Below are 15,975 nucleotides of genomic sequence, written 5' to 3'. Positions count from 1 at the left end.
TGTCCGACAGTGCCTAGGTCCGGTCTCCGAAGATCGTGCGGTGCCAGTCCTTCCTGGCGACCGCTGTGTTGTCGTACATCACGTGCTTGACCTGTGTGTACTCCTCGAAGGAATACGCCGACATGTCCTTTCCGAACCCGCTTGCCTTGTAGCCGCCGTGCGGCATCTCGCTGATGATCGGAATGTGGTCGTTGACCCAGACGCAGCCGGCCTTGATCTCCCGGGTCGCGCGTCCGGTGCGGTAGACGTCGCGGCTCCAGGCGGAGGCGGCGAGGCCGTACGGGCTGTCGTTGGCGAGCAGGATGCCGTCGTCGTCGGAGTCGAAGGGGAGGGCGACGAGGACCGGGCCGAAGATCTCGGACCGGACGATCTCGCTGTCCTGCGCGGCGTCCGCGACGAGTGTGGGGCGGTAGTACGCGCCGTTCGCCAGGTCGCCGCCGGGGGCCCGGCCGCCGGTGACGACACGGGCGTGGGCGCGGGCACGGTCGACGAAACCGGCCACCCGGTCGCGGTGGGCGTGCGAGATCAGCGGACCGAGGTCGGTCGCCGGATCGAGGGGGTCGCCGAGGCGCACGGTCTCCATGAGCTCGGCGACGCCGCTGACGAAGGCGTCGTACAGCGGCCGTTGGACGTAGGCGCGGGTGGCGGCGGTGCAGTCCTGGCCGCCGTTGATGAGCGATCCGGCGACCGCGCCGTGGACCGCGGCCTCCAGGTCGGCGTCGTCGAAGACCAGGAAGGGTGCCTTGCCGCCGAGTTCGAGGTGGAGGCGCTTGACGGTGGAGGTGGCGATCCCGGCGACGCGCCTGCCGACGGAGGTGGAGCCGGTGAAGGAGACCATCACGACATCGGGATGGCCGACGAGGTGCTCACCGGCCTCGGGACCCGCGCCGGTGACGATGTTGATCACACCGTCCGGGATCCCGGCCCGTCGCGCCGCTCGCGCGAACATCAGCGAGGTGAACGGGGTGATCTCGGCGGGCTTGAGGACGATGGTGTTGCCCGCCGCGACGGCCGGGAGAATCTTCCAGGCGGCCATCTGGAGCGGGTAGTTCCAGGGGGCGATGGAGCCGATGACGCCGATCGGCTCCCGGCGTACGTAGGACGTGTGGTCGGCGCTGTACTCACCGGCCGAGGCGCCTTCGAGATGGCGGGCGGCGCCCGCGAAGAAGGCGGTGTTGTCGACCGTGCCCGGGACGTCGAATTCGGTGGACAGCCTGATGGGCTTGCCGCACTGGAGGGATTCGGCGTACGCGAAGTCGTCGGCCTGTTCGGCGAGGATGCCCACGAGACGGTGCAGGGCGTCGGAGCGCTCTCCGGGGGTGGCGCCCGCCCAGCCGGGGAAGGCGGCCCGCGCGGCGGCGACGGCCGCGTCGACGTCGGCCGGGCCGGCCAGTTCGTAGCGGTGGATCTCCTCGCCGGTCGCCGGGTCGACGACGGCGTGGGTACGTCCTGAGGTTCCGGGGCGCGTCCGGCCGCCGATGAACTGCGCGCCGTCCGCGAAGCGGTCGCGCACCTGGAAACGGTTGCCCATGACGCTCTCCGTTGGTCCAGCTGGAATTGATTGCCGATCCTGACAGAGCACAGCTACCTCAACAAGGGATTCCGTTGTTGCCTTTTGGTTACGCGACGGATTCGGTCGCCTCGGAAGCCCGGCTGCGGCTTTATCGGCGGCCGGGCTGTCGGTGGTGGCTGCCAGACTCACGGGCATGGGGAAGCACGTGAGGTATCTGCACTTCTGGGGACACGCGCCGCGGCGGGACGGCACGATCGGCACGTCCTGTCTCAGCCAGTGGTGGCCGGCGCCCTTCACGGTCGACGGGGTCACCTACGCGACGGCGGAGCACTGGATGATGGCGGCCAAGGCCCGTCTGTTCGGGGACGAGGAGGCCGAGCGCCGCGCGGTCGGGGCGGCGCATCCGGCCCTCGCGAAGAAGGCGGGACGGCTGGTGCGCGCTTTCGACGAGACGGTCTGGGAGCGCGAGCGCTTCGGCATCGTGGTCGAGGGCAGTGTCCACAAGTTCGGACAGGATGCCGCGCTGCGCGCGTTTCTGCTGGCCACGGGCGACCGGGTGCTCGTCGAGGCCAGCCCGATGGACCGGATATGGGGCATCGGGCTGGCCGCGAGCGACGAGCGGGCGGGCGATCCCGCGCGCTGGCGCGGACTCAACCTGCTGGGTTTCGCGCTGATGGAGGCGCGTGAGCGGCTCCGCGCGGGCGACGGTGCGGGTCCTAACGGATGACGTCGGTCACCAGGGAGGTGGAGTAGTCGTCGTACGGATCCGAGTTGTCGCTCTCGTTGACGGCCATGGTGATGCCCCAGACGAGCAGGCCGGCGACGACGAGACCGATGACGATCCCGATGGAGCCGAGGATGATGCCGGCGCGGGCCTGCCCGCCGTTGGTGGCCTGCCCCTGCGCGACCCGCTTCCTGCCGAGGACGCCGAAGATCAGGGCGAGGACGCCCAGGACGACCCCGCCGATGCCGTACAGGCAGAACAGGCAGACGGAGAGGATGCCGAGCACCATCGCGGCGACGCCCAAGCCGTTCGCCGGCTGCTGCTGCGGCTGCCAGCCGGCCTGGCCGTAGCCCGGATATCCGGCGGCGGGATAACCGGCGGCCGGGTAGCCGGGGTAGGCGGGTCCCGGTCCCGGGTAGCCGTAGCCCGCCGCGCCCGGAGCGGCCGACTGCTCGGTGCTCGGCGCGGACTGGACCGGCGGGGCGCTCGGGTAGCCGTAGGGTCCCGGCGCGTGCGGGCCCGGTCCGCCGGGCGCGGTCGGCGGCGGCGGTGCGCCGCCGGACTCGGAGCCGGGAACGGCTCCGGGCGTGCCGATGACCGTCGGCTGGTCGTGCACTGATCCGACCGGCTGCTGAGGCAGTGTCGGCTGCGGCTGCTGGTAAGACCCCGGCTGCGCGGCCGGCTTCCCCAGCTCCACCCCGTCCTGTGGCGGAGCCCAGGGATCACTCGGTTCGTAGCCGCCCACCGGCGGCTCGCTCTTCTCTGACATTCGGGCCTCCCCCTTCGTAAGTCCGTCATGCTACGGCCTGCGCCGTTACCGGAACCGGCCCGGCCTACGATGATTCCCTGACCCGAGCGGACCGGGCCGGGGCGGCCCCGCCCCGCCGCGGCCGTACGTAGGCGTCCGCCCAGCACCTGGAGGTTCCCGATGACCGATCTGCACCCCTTCATCGCGGGGCTGCCCAAGGCTGAGCTGCATGTCCACCATGTCGGCTCGGCGTCGCCGCGCATCGTGGCCGAACTGGCCGCCAGGCACCCGGACTCCAGGGTGCCCACCGACCCCGAGGCGCTCGTCGACTACTTCACCTTCACCGACTTCGCGCACTTCATCGAGGTCTATCTCTCCGTCGTCGACCTGATCCGTACGCCGGAGGATGTCCGGCTGCTGACCTTCGAGGTCGCGCGTGACATGGCCCGCCAGCACATCCGCTACGCGGAGCTGACGGTCACGCCGTTCAGCTCGACCAGCCGCGGCATCCCCGAACAGGGCTTCATGGAGGCCATCGAGGACGCCAGGAAGGCGGCCGAGGCCGAGCTGGGCGTGGTGCTGCGCTGGTGCTTCGACATCCCGGGCGAGGCCGGGCTGATCGCGGCCGAGGAGACGGCCCGGCTCGCGGTGGATCTGCGCCCCGAGGGCCTGGTCTCCTTCGGGCTCGGCGGCCCCGAGATCGGCGTGCCCCGGCCGCAGTTCAAGCCGTACTTCGACCGGGCGATCGACGCGGGCCTGCACTCCGTACCGCACGCCGGTGAGACGACCGGCCCCGGCACGATCTGGGACGCCCTCACGGAGCTGCGCGCGGAGCGGATCGGCCACGGCACCAGCGCCGTCCAGGACCCGGAGCTGCTGGCGCACCTCGCCCGGCACCGTATCCCGCTGGAGGTGTGCCCGACCTCCAACATCGCCACCCGCGCCGTCGCCGATCTGGACCGGCACCCGATCAAGGAGATGGTCTCGGCCGGGGTGCTGGTGACGCTGGGCAGCGACGACCCGCCGATGTTCGGCACGGACCTCAACCAGGAGTACGCGGTCGCCGCGCGGCTGCTCGGCCTGGACGAGCGGGGGCTGGCCGATCTGGCGAAGAACGGTGTCGAGGCGTCCTTCCTCGACGCGGCCGGCAAGCTGCGGCTCACCGCGGAGATCGACACGTACACCGCCGGGTGGCTCGCGCGGTAGCGGCGGCCGACGACCACAATGGCCTCATGCGCACCATCGTCGCCGTAGGCCACCGTGGCGATCCCTACCGTGTCCGGGAGAACACCCTCCCGTCGCTCCGCTCCGCGCTGGAACGGGGAGCGGACGCGATCGAGGCCGATGTCCGGCTCACCCGTGACGGCGTGCCCGTCCTGCTGCACGACTCCTCGCTGAAACGCCTGTGGGGGCACGACCGGCCGCTCGCGGAGCTGACCCACGCGGAGCTGTACGAGCTGACGGGCGGCGGGGTCCCGACACTGCGGGACGCGCTGTCGGCGGCGAGGACGGCGCGGCTCATGATCGATCTTCCGGGCGCCACGGACGCGTCGGTCCGGACGGTCGTCGCCACCGTCCGCGCGTGCGGGGCGGCCGACCGGGTCTACTACTGCGCGGGTCCCGCCGCCATGCTCGCCGTACGGGCCACCGACGCCGCCGCCGAGATCGCGATGACCTGGACGACGCTCGCGCCGCCCCGGCCGGTCCTGCTCGCGGCGGTCCGACCGCGCTGGCTCAACTACCGCTTCGGGCTGGTCAGCCGGGAGCTGACGGACCGTGACCACCGCGACGGGCTGCTGGTCTCCGCCTGGACGGTGGACACCCGGCGCAGCATGCGGCGGCTGATGGCACGGGGCGTCGACTCGATCACCACCAACCGGATCGATGTCCTGTCCGGCATGACGGGCCGACGACCGCTCTCCTGACCGGTGCCGGCATCGGCCTGAGGGAATATCGACTCCCCCAGGTCCCGTGGCGCGCATCCGCTCGCACCCGGACCCGCTCCCGACGGGGGCGGGGGCGGGGGCAGGGGCAGGGGCGGGGGCAGGGGCGGGGACCGCAACGGGGGCCCGGACATGATGTCCGGACCCCCGTTCGCGGGACGTGCGGGTCAGCCGTCGAGCGAGGTCATCACGTGCTTGATGCGTGTGTAGTCGTCGAAGCCGTACGACGAGAGGTCCTTGCCGTAGCCGGACTTCTTGAAGCCGCCGTGCGGCATCTCCGCGACCAGCGTGATGTGGGTGTTGATCCAGACGCAGCCGAAGTCGAGCGCCTTGGACATCCGCATCGCGCGGGCGTGGTCCTTGGTCCAGACGGAGGAGGCGAGCGCGAACTCGACGCCGTTCGCGTATGCCAGGGCCTGCGCCTCGTCCGTGAAGGACTGGACGGTGATGACCGGGCCGAAGACCTCGTTCTGGATGATCTCGTCGTCCTGCTTCAGGCCGGAGACGACGGTGGGGGCGTAGAAGTAGCCCTTGTCGCCCACCTGGTGACCGCCGGCCTGGACCTTGGCGTGTGCGGGGAGGCGCTCGATGAAGCCGGAGACCTGCTGGAGCTGGGCGGCGTTGTTGAGCGGCCCGTAGAGCACGTCCTCGTCGTCCGGCCCGCCGGTCCTGGTGTCCTTCGCGGCCTGGGCGAGCGCGGTCACGAACTCGTCGTGGATCGATTCGTGGACGAGGACGCGGGTGGCGGCCGTACAGTCCTGGCCGGCGTTGAAGTATCCCGCCACCGCGATGTCCTCGACGGCCTTGGTGATGTCGACGTCCTCGAAGACGACGACCGGGGCCTTGCCGCCCAGCTCCAGGTGGACCCGCTTGACGTCCTTCGCCGCGGACTCGGCGACCTGCGTGCCGGCCCGTACGGAACCGGTGATGGAGGCCATCGCCGGGGTCGGGTGCTCGACCATCGCGCGGCCGCTCTCGCGGTCGCCGCACAGGACGTTGAAGACACCCTTGGGCACGATCGCGCCGATGATCTCGGCGATCAGCACGGTGGAGGCCGGAGTGGTGTCCGACGGCTTGAGCACCACGGTGTTGCCCGCGGCGAGGGCCGGCGCGAACTTCCACACGGCCATCATCATCGGGTAGTTCCACGGCGCGACCTGGGCGCAGACCCCGACCGGCTCGCGCCGCACGATGGAGGTGAAGCCGTCCATGTACTCCCCGGCCGCGCGGCCTTCGAGCATCCGCGCCGCGCCCGCGAAGAAGCGGATCTGGTCCAGCATCGGCGAGATCTCTTCGGTACGGGTCAGTCCGACCGGCTTGCCGGTGTTCTCGCACTCGGCGGCGATCAGCTCCTCCGCCCGCTCCTCGAAGGCGTCCGCGATCTTCAGGAGGACCTTCTGGCGCTCGGCGGGGGTGGCGTCGCGCCAGGCCGGGAAGGCGGCCGCGGCCGCTTCCATGGCGGCGTCGACGTCGGCCGGGCCGGAGAGCGGGGACGTGGCGTACGCCTCGCCCGTGGCCGGGTTGACCACGTCGATGGTCCGCCCGTCGGCGGCGTCCCGGAACTCCCCGTTGATGTAGTTACGCAGACGGCGCAGCTCGGTGGTCACTGCCACCCCTCCTGTCAGATGTCGCGGACGTTCAGGTGCCACGTCGTTGAGGTGTCACGTACCGGATGTCCGCTGGGTGAGACACCCACCCTAATCGCTCGGTCGACGCTTTCGACAGGCCCGACGCTCGGCATCTGCGGATTCAGTTCTATGGAGGGGCCACAACAACGAATTTCATCGATATGGGGTTGCCAGACAGACGAGCCGCAGTGCACAGTGAATCGCGTGGCCAGTCGTAGCGCAGACTCCAGGACCGGGAGCGGATCGTCGCCGTCGATCGATGCCGTGTCCCTCGCCATCATCGAGCAGCTCCAGGAGGACGGGCGGCGCCCGTACGCCGCGATCGGCAAGGCGGTCGGCCTCTCCGAGGCGGCCGTGCGCCAGCGCGTCCAGAAGCTGCTCGACCAGGGCGTGATGCAGATCGTCGCCGTCACGGACCCGCTCACCGTCGGCTTCCGGCGGCAGGCGATGGTCGGCATCAACGTCGAGGGTGACACGGAGACCGTCGCCGACGCGCTGACAGCCATGGACGAGTGCGAGTACGTGGTGATGACCGCGGGCTCCTTCGACCTGATGGTGGAGATCGTCTGCGAGGACGACGACCATCTGCTGGAAGTGATCAACCGCCGCATCCGCGCGCTCCCCGGCGTGCGCTCCACCGAGAGCTTCGTCTATCTGAAGCTGAAGAAGCAGACCTACATGTGGGGAACCCGATAGCCGTGAGCAAGGACCTCTCCAACACCGCGTACGACCACCTGTGGATGCACTTCACCCGCATGTCCTCGTACGAGAACGCGCCCGTGCCCACCATCGTGCGGGGCGAGGGCACCTACATCTACGACGACAAGGGCAAGCGCTACCTGGACGGCCTCTCCGGCCTGTTCGTGGTCAACGCCGGCCACGGCCGCCACGAACTGGCCGAGGCCGCCTACAAGCAGGGCCAGGAGCTGGGCTTCTTCCCGATCTGGTCCTACGCCCACCCGAACGCGGTCGAGCTGGCCGAGCGGCTCGCCCACTACGCGCCGGGCGACCTCAACAAGGTCTTCTTCACCACCGGCGGCGGCGAGGCGGTCGAGACCGCCTGGAAGCTCGCCAAGCAGTACTTCAAGCTGACCGGCAAGCCGACCAAGTACAAGGTCATCTCGCGCGCCGTCGCCTACCACGGCACACCGCAGGGGGCCCTGTCCATCACGGGCCTGCCGGCCCTCAAGGCACCGTTCGAGCCGCTGGTCCCGGGCGCGCACAAGGTCCCGAACACCAACATCTACCGCGCCCCGATATACGGGGACGACCCCGAGGCGTTCGGCCGCTGGGCCGCTGACCAGATCGAGCAGGAGATCCTCTTCGAGGGCCCGGACACGGTCGCCGCGGTCTTCCTGGAGCCGGTGCAGAACGCCGGTGGCTGCTTCCCGCCGCCGCCCGGATACTTCCGGCGGGTCCGCGAGATCTGCGACCGGTACGACGTCCTGCTCGTCTCCGACGAGGTCATCTGCGCCTTCGGCCGGCTCGGCACGATGTTCGCCTGCGACAAGTTCGACTACGTGCCGGACATGATCACCTGTGCCAAGGGCATGACGTCGGGCTACTCCCCGATCGGCGCGTGCATCGTCTCCGACCGGCTCGCCGAGCCGTTCTACCAGGGCGACAACACCTTCCTGCACGGCTACACCTTCGGCGGCCACCCGGTCTCCGCGGCGGTCGGCCTCGCCAACCTCGACATCTTCGAGCGCGAGGGCCTCAACCAGCACGTTCTCGACAACGAGGGCGCGTTCTTCGACACGCTGAAGAAGCTGCACGACCTCCCGATCGTCGGCGACGTCCGCGGCAACGGCTTCTTCTACGGCATCGAGCTGGTGAAGGACAAGGCCACCAAGGAGACGTTCACGGACGAGGAGACCGAGCGCGTCCTGTACGGATTCCTCTCCAAGGCGCTGTACGACAACGGGCTGTACTGCCGCGCCGACGACCGGGGCGACCCGATCGTCCAGCTGGCGCCGCCGCTGATCTCCGACCAGGCGACGTTCGACGAGATCGAGGGAATCCTGCGAGCGGTGCTCACGGAGGCGTGGACGAAGCTCTGACCCGCTGAGCCGTTCCGCACCCGCACCACCCGCACCCGCACCCGCACCACCCGCACGACGGACCACCCGCACGACGGACCACCCGCATGACGGCCCGGGCGCCCCCCTTTCGAGTGAGAAGGGCGGCGCCCGGGCCGCGTGCTGTCCGCACACCCGGCGAGGAGTCCTACCGTGCCCAGGTAAATCTGATCAGAACCGAGGTGTACGCCATGGTGGCCCCACCGGACAACGACGTGCTCTGGGCGCGTTCCCTGAACTACTCCCACAACGGCTCGCCCGCCCTCGACGGCGTCTCGCTCGGTGTGCGGGAGGGTGAGATCCTCGCCGTGAACGGCCCGCGCGGCAGCGGCAAGACCACCCTGCTGCGATGCCTGTCGGGGCAGCTGGTCCCCCAGCAGGGCGAGGTCTGGTTCAACGGCTCGCCGGTCCACACGATGGGCGGGGTGACCCGCGAACGGCTGCGCCGCGACCGCTTCGGCTGGATCGACTCCGAGCCCGCCCTCGTACCGGAGCTGAGCGCCTGGGAGAACGCGGCCCTGCCGCTGCTGATGCGCGGCTCCTCCCACCGTGCCGCCAGGACGACCGCGATGGAGTGGCTGGAGCGCCTGGACATCGGCGCGTGCGCCCGCAAACGCCCGCGCGCCCTGCTCCAGTCCCAGCGGCAGCGCGTCGCCGTGGCCCGCGCCCTCGTCACCACGCCCGCGGTGCTCTTCGCGGACGAGCCGACCGCGCCGCTGCACCAGGGCGACCGGGGCCAGGTGCTGCGTACGCTGACCACCGCGGCCCGCTCGCACCAGATCATCGTCGTCCTGGCGACCATGGACCCGGAGGTCGCGACACTCGCCGACCGTACGGTTTCCCTGCTCGACGGCCGCCGTGTCGACGCCGCGTGGTCCTCCGAGACGGAAGGCCGGGCCGCGTGCTCGCTCTCCGTCTAGGCCGCGGCGCCCACCCCGTCGTCCTGCTGCGCCGGCTGCTGGTCGCCGCCGCCTCCGCCGGGGCCGGTTTCCTGCTGCTGTGCACGCTGGGCTGGGCGATCGACCACCCGGCCGGGTCCGTGGTGCGTCTGCTCTGGTGTCTGATCCCGCTGGCGGCGACGGTCCAGTTCGCGGTCGCCGTGGCCCGTACGGATCCGGGCACCCGGCCGCGCACCGGCCTGTCGGCGGTCGGCCTCGGCCCGGCCCGGCTCACGGTGCTGGCCGCCCTGTCGACGGGGGTGGCCTGCGCCCTGGGCAGCGCGGTCGCCCTGCTGGTCTTCCTGCATCTGCGCGGCGACCTGAGCGGGATGCCGTTCGACGGGGAGGCGGCGGATCTGCTGGCCGCCGACCGGCCCCTGCCGCTGGCGGCGGTACTCACGCTGCTGGCGGTGGTGCCGGTGCTGGCGACGACCGCGACCGGTCTCGTCCTGCGCCCCCGCGCGCGTCGCACGGATGCCGCGGATGCCGCTCCCGAGCCCGCCGCGACATCCGAGCCCGGCGCGGCGCCCGCGCCGGTCCCGGCCCCGGCCGGCCTGCCCTGGGGCGTCGCCCTGATGGCGGCGGGCCTGGCGGTCGAGACGTACGCGAGCCGGGAGGCCGGCGGCTCCGCGCTGCCGCTGCCGGGCCACTTCGACGGCAGCCCCGCCGGCGTCCTGGCCGGCTGGTCGCTGACGGCGATCGGCCTCGCCCTGGCCGGGCCCGGCATCACCCACCTCTGTGGCCGGCTGCTCCAGGCGCTGCGCCCCGGTGCGGTCCGTCTGCTGGCGGGCCGCACCCTGATGGCCGAGGCCCGCCGCATCGGCCGCCCGCTGGGCGTCATGTGCGCGGTGCTCTCGGGCACGTTCGCCGCCGCGTCGCTGTACGGCCCGGGAGACGAACGCCCCTTCGGGCCTCTCACCGGCCTCGGCGCCGCCCTGGTCATCGGCTGCACGGCGGCCACGCTCCTGACCGCCGCCCTGGAGTCCCGCCAGGCCCGCGCCGCGACCACCGAAGCCCTCCGGCGGCTGGGCACCCCCGCCACCCTCCTGCGTACGGCGGCGGCGGTGCGCACGACCATGCTCCTCGCCACCTTCGCCCCCCTGACCTGGGCCGTGGCGGCCCTGGCGGCGATCCCCCTGACGGCGTGAGGCATCTGCGCCGCCGCGCGTCCGGTGACGGGACGGCGCGGCGGCGCGGGGCGGGGCGGGGCGGTTGCCGACTTCCCCGTGCGCGGTGACGGCCGTACCCCGCCGTCCGGACTCCGGGAGCAACTCCCGTGCGCCCGGCGCCTATCGTGAGCCCATGGTGAATGGCGAGCAGCTCCACACGCACAGCCCGGACCGGGAGATCGAATCCCTCGACGAGTTCGACCGGACCGTCTCCGGCGGGACCCTCGGCGGATACCGGCTGCAGTCCGTCGACCTGACGAGCCGCACCTCCGCGCTCCTGCGCACCGACACCGCCGGCGCCGTCTTCCTGGGCTGCCCCATGGAGCCCGAGGCCACGGCGAAGGTGCGGGCCGACGGGGCCATGGTGTTCCCGCCCGTGCCGGGCCTCCCCTTCGACCCGTACCGTGGGTTCGTCTACACGCCGGACCAGCTCTTCGAGGGCCTCGGCGAGGGCGGTTACGAGACCACCCCCGACGCCCTCGCGTACGCCTGGTTCCAGCGGACCAAGGCCGACGGCGACATCTTCGCGTCCATGCTGCGCTCGGTGCACGACGACGCGATATCGGACGCGCTGGACGAACTCCTGTCCGACGCGCGGGTGGTGGGCGTCATGGGCGGACACGCGATGGCGCGCGGTACGGAGGCGTACGCCGGCGCGGCCCGCCTCGGCCGGGCTCTCGCCCGTACCGGGCTGACCGTCGCGACCGGCGGCGGCCCCGGCGCGATGGAGGCCGCGAACCTCGGCGCGTACGCCGCTCCGCACCCGGACGGGATGCTGGACGAAGCGCTGGAGCTCCTCGCGGGGACGCCGTCGTTCGTCCCGTCCGTCTCCGCCTGGGCGCGGGCCGCCTTCGCCGTACGGTCCCGCTGGCCCGGGGGCGGCTCCTCCGTCGGCGTCCCGACCTGGTTCTACGGCCACGAACCGCCCAACGCCTTCGCGGACCACACCGCCAAGTACTTCGCCAACGCCACCCGCGAGGACGGCCTGCTGGCCCGCTCCAACGCCGGCGTGGTCTTCCTGCCCGGAGCGGCGGGCACCGTCCAGGAGATCTTCGACAACGCGACGCCCAACTACTACGCCTCGCGCGGCGAACCGACTCCCATGATCCTGGTCGACCGCGACCACTGGACCCGGACGCTGCCGGCCTGGCCGCTGCTCCGGTCACTGGCGAAGGGCCGGTCCATGGAGTCCCGGATCGCGCTGGTCGACACGGTGGAGGAGGTCCCGGAGGCGCTCGCGCAGTGCGCGCTCAGCCTCCGTCCCTAGGTCCTACACATCCCGGTCCTGGCGCCGGGCCCGGCCCGGGTCCTGCGCGTGGGGTCCCTGGGCCTGGTCCGGCAGCACCACCACGTCCTCGGAGCCGAACGCGACCCCCACCGTCGCCCCCTCACGCGGCGCGTCCCGCAGGTCGCATTCGGCCTCCAGGACCGGCGCGCCGGCGGGACGGAGGAGGACGGCGACGCGGCTGCCCCGGAAGGTCCGGGCCTCGACCACGCAGCGCAGGCCGTCGCCGGCGGGGACGAGCCGGACCCCGGCAGGGCGCACCAGCACCGTCCGGGGGCCCTGGGGGGATCCGGCGGGGACCGGGATCGTGCCCCAGGGGGTGTCGGCGGCCTCGCCGCTCACGGTGGCGGGCACCACGTTGTCGAAGCCGAGGAACCGCGCCACGAAGGCGGAGGCCGGCCGCTGCCAGACCTCCAGCGGGGTGCCGGTCTGCGCGATGCGGCCGTCCCGCATCACCACGACCCGGTCGGCGAGCGCGAACGCCTCACCCTGGTCGTGAGTGACGGCGAGCACGGTCGTACCCAACCGCCCGAAGAGGCCGCGCAGTTCGACGACGAGGCGCTCCCGCAGGCTCCGGTCGAGCTGGCCGAGCGGCTCGTCCAGCATCAGCAGCCGGGGCCGGGGGGCGAGCGCCCGCGCGAGGGCGACGCGCTGCTGTTCGCCACCGGACAGCGTGGCGACGGCCCGCCGCCCGGCGCCCGGCAGGCCGACGAGATCGAGCAGCTCGTCGACCCGGCGCCGCTGTTCGCCACCCGTGACGCCGCGCATCCGCAGCCCGAAACCGACATTGCCGGCCACATCGCGCTGCGGAAAGAGCTGATGGTCCTGGAACATCAGGCCGACGCCCCGCCGGTGCACCGGCACCCCCGCCTGGTCGGCGCCGTCGAGCAACACCCGCCCGCCGTCCGGGACCCGCAGCCCGGCGACGACCCGCAGCAGCGTCGACTTGCCGCTGCCGCTCGGCCCGAGCACGCAGACGATCTCGTGCTCGGCGACGTCGAGATCCACCGCGTCGAGGGCGGGGCGCTCCCCGAACCGTACGGTCACGTCCGCCAGGGTCAGCAGGGCCATCAGAACTCTCCGGAGCGGTCGGTACGGATACGTTCGAGCGCCAGCAGTGACACCGCGCACACCACCATCAGCACCGTGGACAGGGCCATGGCCTGGCCGTAGTTCAGCTCGCCGGGCCGCCCCAGCAGCCGCGCCACGGCCACCGGCAGCGTCGGCCGGTCGGGGCGCGCGATGAAGACCGTCGCGCCGAATTCGCCCAGCGAGACGGCGAAGGCGAAGCCCGCCGCGACCAGCAGCGCCCGCCGCACCAGGGGCAGGTCGACCTCCCGCCAGGCGCGGAGCGGCGACGCCCCGAGGACGGCGGCGGCCTCGCGCAGCCGTCCGTCCACCGCCCGGAGCACCGGCAGCATGGTCCGTACGACGAAAGGCACACCGACCAGCGCCTGGGCGAGCGGCACCAGGATCCAGGAGGCCCGAAGATCCAGCGGCGGCTTGTCGAGAGTGATCAGGAAACCGAAGCCGACGGTCACGGCGGAGACGCCGAGCGGCAGCATCAGCAGCGCGTCGAAGCCGCGCACGAGGCGGCCGGCGCGCCGGGTGAGCGCGGCGGCGGCCAGACCGCCCACGACCAGGGCGATGGCCGTGGCGACGAGGGCGTACCGCAGGGAGTTCCCGACCGCCGCCAGCGGGGGTACGAGGAACGTGCCGCCGCTCGCCCCGGCGGAGCCGAGCGCCCGGTAGAAGGCGAAGCCGTATCCTCCCGGACCGTCGAAGGAGCGCTCGATCAGCACCGCGAGCGGCAGCACGATCAGCACGGCCACGGTGGCGAGCACCCCGCCGAGCAGCGCCCACTGCCCGGCGCCCCGGGGCCGGCTCGCGGTCCCGGCCGGGTCGACCAGCTTCAGTGCGGTCTCCCGCCGCCGTACGGTCCAGGCGTGCACCGCCAGGATCGCGCCGACCGCCGCGAACTGCGTCAGCGTCAGGACGGCGGCGGTGGGCAGGGCGAGCAGCTGCGCGGTCTGCCGGTAGATCTCCACCTCCAGGGTGGAGTAGGCGGGTCCGCCGAGGATCTGGACGACTCCGAAGGAGGTGAAGGTGAAGAGGAAGACCATCAGGGCGGCCGCCGCGACGGCGGGGGCGAGCGCGGGCAGCGTCACCCGCCACCAGGCCGTGAGCCGGCCGGCGCCGAGTACCCGCGCGGCTTCCTCCTGGCGCGGGTCGAGCTGCGACCAGAGGCCGCCGACGGTCCGGACGACCACCGCGTAGTTGAAGAAGACGTGCGCGAGGAGGATCGCCCAGACGGTGGTGTCGAGGCGTACGCCCCACAGTTCGTCGAGCAGCCCGCCACGGCCGAGCAGCGCCAGGAAGGCGGTGCCGACGACGACGGTCGGCAGCACGAACGGCACGGTGACGACCGCGCGCAGCAGCTGCTTGCCGGGGAAGTCGAAGCGGGCGAAGACGTACGCGCCGGGGAGCGCGATCAGGAGGGTGAGGACCGTGGAGACGAGCGCCTGCCAGGTGGTGAACCACAGGACACCGAGGATGTCGGGCCGGCTCAGCACCTCGCCGATCCGGTCGAACTGCCAGACGCCGTCGCTCCTCAGCCCGCGGCCGAGGATCGCCGCCACGGGGTAGGCGAAGAAGACCGCGAAGAACGCGGCGGGCACGGCCATCAGGCCGAGCCGCACCGCGTTCCCCTTCCCGCGCCGGGCCGGCGCTCCGGCGGTGGCTCCGGCGGCGGCTCCGGCGGTGGCTTCCGTGGCTACTTCACGACGAGTGAGGACCACGTCTCGATCCACTGCTCACGGTTGGCGGCGATCTTGTCGGGGGCCACGGTCTCGGGCCGCTCGACGGTCGCGCCGAACTTGGTGAAGAGCTCCGGCAGCTGGACGTCCTCGACCACCGGGTTCACGAACATGTTCAGCGGCATGTCCGCCTGGAACTTCTTGCTGATCAGGAAGTCCAGCAGGGCCTTGCCACCGGTCTCGTTCTTCGCGCCGGTGAGCAGGCCCGCGAACTCGATCTGCCGGAAGCAGGTGCCGGTGGCGACCCCGGTCGGGGCCGTCGTCGGCCGCGGGTCCCCGTACAGCACCTCGACCGGGGGGCTGGAGGCGTACGAGACGACCAGCGGCCGGTCCGCCTTGGCCTTCCTGCCGCCCGCCGAGCCGGAGAAGTTCTCGTTGTAGGCCTGCTCCCAGCTGTCGACGACCTGGACGCCGTTGGCCTTCAGCTTCGACCAGTACGTCTTCCAGCCGGCGTCGCCCTGTGCGGCGACCGTGCCGAGGAGGAAGCCGAGGCCGGGCGAGGACGTCGCCGGGTTCTCGGTGACGAGCAGGTTCTTGTACCGGGGCTTGATCAGGTCGTCGAAGGACGCCGGCGGCGCGAGCTTCTTGTCCGCGAAGTACTTCTTGTCGTAATTGACGCAGATGTCGCCGGTGTCGATCGGGGTGACCCGGTGCTCGGCCCGGTCGAGCTGGGTGCCGGCGGCGACCTGGTCGAGGCCCTTCGCCTGGTACGGCGTGAACAGACCGTTGTCGAGGGCCCGGGAGAGCAGGGTGTTGTCGACGCCGAAGAAGACATCGCCCTGCGGCGAGCCCTTGGTGAGGATCTCCTTGTTGAGCGCCTCGCCGGCGTCACCGCTCTTGAGCACCTTGACCGTGTAACCGGTCTCCTGGGTGAACTCCTTCAGCACGGAAGGAGAGGCGTTGAACGAGTCGTGGCTGACGAGCGTGACGGTCCTGGACCGCTTCCCGCCGCCCTCGCCGGACGAGCCGGAGTCGCCGGAAGTGCCGCACGCGGCCAAGGTCGAGACGCCGAGCGCGGCGGCGATCGCGGCGACCGCCATCTTTCTGGTGGTGCTCACGGAAATTTCCTCCTGGGATGTCCAGGAGAAGACGCGGCCCTGCCCGGCCGCCCGGAAGGACCGGAAGGCGGGCAG

At 71.9% G+C, this 15,975-nt stretch carries 14 protein-coding genes; 8 read left to right on the top strand and 6 right to left on the bottom strand.

Going from position 1 to position 15,975, the window contains the following annotated elements; genetic code table 11:
- Positions 1-13: 13 nt before the first annotated feature.
- On the bottom strand, positions 14-1,531 hold the full coding sequence (locus ACIBAE_RS02835; RefSeq protein ID WP_399281957.1) for a gamma-aminobutyraldehyde dehydrogenase: 1,518 nt from the start codon (positions 1,529-1,531) through the stop codon (positions 14-16).
- Positions 1,532-1,706: 175 nt separating this feature from the next.
- Here ACIBAE_RS02835 and ACIBAE_RS02830 point away from each other — a divergent pair, with 175 nt between their 5' ends.
- Complete coding sequence (locus ACIBAE_RS02830; RefSeq protein ID WP_399281956.1) at positions 1,707-2,240, top strand: NADAR family protein; 534 nt, start codon at positions 1,707-1,709, stop codon at positions 2,238-2,240.
- Here the strand turns inward: ACIBAE_RS02830 and ACIBAE_RS02825 are convergent.
- Entirely contained in the window at positions 2,230-3,006 is a 777-nt protein-coding gene (locus ACIBAE_RS02825; RefSeq protein WP_399281955.1) for a DUF4190 domain-containing protein, read from the bottom strand. The two genes, ACIBAE_RS02830 and ACIBAE_RS02825, sit on opposite strands and share 11 nt — an antisense overlap.
- Positions 3,007-3,165: 159 nt before the next feature.
- On the opposite strand from ACIBAE_RS02825, the gene ACIBAE_RS02820 reads away from it, so the two are divergent.
- Positions 3,166-4,191: an adenosine deaminase gene (locus ACIBAE_RS02820; RefSeq protein WP_399281954.1), complete on the top strand. Its 1,026-nt coding sequence runs from the start codon at positions 3,166-3,168 to the stop codon at positions 4,189-4,191.
- Positions 4,192-4,217: 26 nt separating this feature from the next.
- The gene (locus ACIBAE_RS02815; protein WP_399281953.1) at positions 4,218-4,910 is read left to right on the top strand and encodes a glycerophosphodiester phosphodiesterase; all 693 of its coding nucleotides are present in this window, start codon (positions 4,218-4,220) and stop codon (positions 4,908-4,910) included.
- Between the two features lie 185 nt (positions 4,911-5,095).
- On the opposite strand, the gene ACIBAE_RS02810 is transcribed toward ACIBAE_RS02815, so the two are convergent.
- Positions 5,096-6,535, bottom strand: a complete 1,440-nt coding sequence (locus ACIBAE_RS02810; protein ID WP_399281952.1) for a gamma-aminobutyraldehyde dehydrogenase — start codon at positions 6,533-6,535, stop codon at positions 5,096-5,098.
- Between the two features lie 225 nt (positions 6,536-6,760).
- Between ACIBAE_RS02810 and ACIBAE_RS02805 the strand changes: the two genes are divergently transcribed.
- The 5 genes from ACIBAE_RS02805 (at position 6,761) to ACIBAE_RS02785 (ending at position 12,008) form a co-directional block, all read left to right on the top strand.
- On the top strand, positions 6,761-7,252 hold the full coding sequence (locus ACIBAE_RS02805) for an Lrp/AsnC family transcriptional regulator (protein WP_399281951.1): 492 nt from the start codon (positions 6,761-6,763) through the stop codon (positions 7,250-7,252).
- A complete protein-coding gene (locus tag ACIBAE_RS02800) occupies positions 7,237-8,616 on the top strand; it encodes an aspartate aminotransferase family protein (RefSeq protein ID WP_399281950.1) in 1,380 nt (459 codons plus the stop codon). The genes ACIBAE_RS02805 and ACIBAE_RS02800 overlap by 16 nt, the downstream gene beginning before the upstream one ends.
- Before the next feature lie 209 nt (positions 8,617-8,825).
- Entirely contained in the window at positions 8,826-9,554 is a 729-nt protein-coding gene (locus ACIBAE_RS02795; RefSeq protein WP_399281949.1) for an ABC transporter ATP-binding protein, read from the top strand.
- A complete protein-coding gene (locus ACIBAE_RS02790; RefSeq protein WP_399281948.1) occupies positions 9,536-10,720 on the top strand; it encodes a hypothetical protein in 1,185 nt (394 codons plus the stop codon). Before ACIBAE_RS02795 ends, ACIBAE_RS02790 begins: the two co-directional genes overlap by 19 nt.
- Positions 10,721-10,874: 154 nt before the next feature.
- Positions 10,875-12,008, top strand: a complete 1,134-nt coding sequence (locus tag ACIBAE_RS02785; RefSeq protein WP_399281947.1) for an LOG family protein — start codon at positions 10,875-10,877, stop codon at positions 12,006-12,008.
- Positions 12,009-12,011: 3 nt separating this feature from the next.
- Here the strand turns inward: ACIBAE_RS02785 and ACIBAE_RS02780 are convergent, their stop codons facing one another.
- The 3 genes from ACIBAE_RS02780 to ACIBAE_RS02770 all read right to left on the bottom strand — a co-directional run bounded on the left by ACIBAE_RS02780 (position 12,012) and on the right by ACIBAE_RS02770 (position 15,900).
- The gene (locus tag ACIBAE_RS02780) at positions 12,012-13,097 is read right to left on the bottom strand and encodes an ABC transporter ATP-binding protein (protein WP_399281946.1); all 1,086 of its coding nucleotides are present in this window, start codon (positions 13,095-13,097) and stop codon (positions 12,012-12,014) included.
- Positions 13,097-14,710, bottom strand: a complete 1,614-nt coding sequence (locus ACIBAE_RS02775; protein WP_399282006.1) for an ABC transporter permease — start codon at positions 14,708-14,710, stop codon at positions 13,097-13,099. The genes ACIBAE_RS02780 and ACIBAE_RS02775 overlap by 1 nt, the downstream gene beginning before the upstream one ends.
- 89 nt (positions 14,711-14,799) lie before the next feature.
- Positions 14,800-15,900, bottom strand: a complete 1,101-nt coding sequence (locus ACIBAE_RS02770; RefSeq protein ID WP_399281945.1) for a thiamine ABC transporter substrate binding subunit — start codon at positions 15,898-15,900, stop codon at positions 14,800-14,802.
- Between the last annotated feature and the right edge of the window lie 75 nt (positions 15,901-15,975).

The sequence above is a fragment of the Streptomyces sp. NPDC051569 genome (genome assembly GCF_044454085.1).
In the GTDB taxonomy this organism is placed as follows: Bacteria; Actinomycetota; Actinomycetes; order Streptomycetales; family Streptomycetaceae; genus Streptomyces.
The sequence above is the reverse complement of the archived record's forward strand: the minus strand, read 5'-3'. Positions and strand labels throughout refer to the sequence as shown.

Coding starts and splice junctions, on each gene's coding strand:
- ACIBAE_RS02835 (WP_399281957.1), bottom strand. CDS start 1,531: ATGGGCAACCGTTTCCAGGTGCGCGACCGCTTCGCGGACGGCGCGCAG.
- ACIBAE_RS02830 (WP_399281956.1), top strand. CDS start 1,707: ATGGGGAAGCACGTGAGGTATCTGCACTTCTGGGGACACGCGCCGCGG.
- ACIBAE_RS02825 (WP_399281955.1), bottom strand. CDS start 3,006: ATGTCAGAGAAGAGCGAGCCGCCGGTGGGCGGCTACGAACCGAGTGAT.
- ACIBAE_RS02820 (WP_399281954.1), top strand. CDS start 3,166: ATGACCGATCTGCACCCCTTCATCGCGGGGCTGCCCAAGGCTGAGCTG.
- ACIBAE_RS02815 (WP_399281953.1), top strand. CDS start 4,218: ATGCGCACCATCGTCGCCGTAGGCCACCGTGGCGATCCCTACCGTGTC.
- ACIBAE_RS02795 (WP_399281949.1), top strand. CDS start 8,826: ATGGTGGCCCCACCGGACAACGACGTGCTCTGGGCGCGTTCCCTGAAC.
- ACIBAE_RS02785 (WP_399281947.1), top strand. CDS start 10,875: ATGGTGAATGGCGAGCAGCTCCACACGCACAGCCCGGACCGGGAGATC.
- ACIBAE_RS02780 (WP_399281946.1), bottom strand. CDS start 13,097: ATGGCCCTGCTGACCCTGGCGGACGTGACCGTACGGTTCGGGGAGCGC.
- ACIBAE_RS02775 (WP_399282006.1), bottom strand. CDS start 14,710: ATGGCCGTGCCCGCCGCGTTCTTCGCGGTCTTCTTCGCCTACCCCGTG.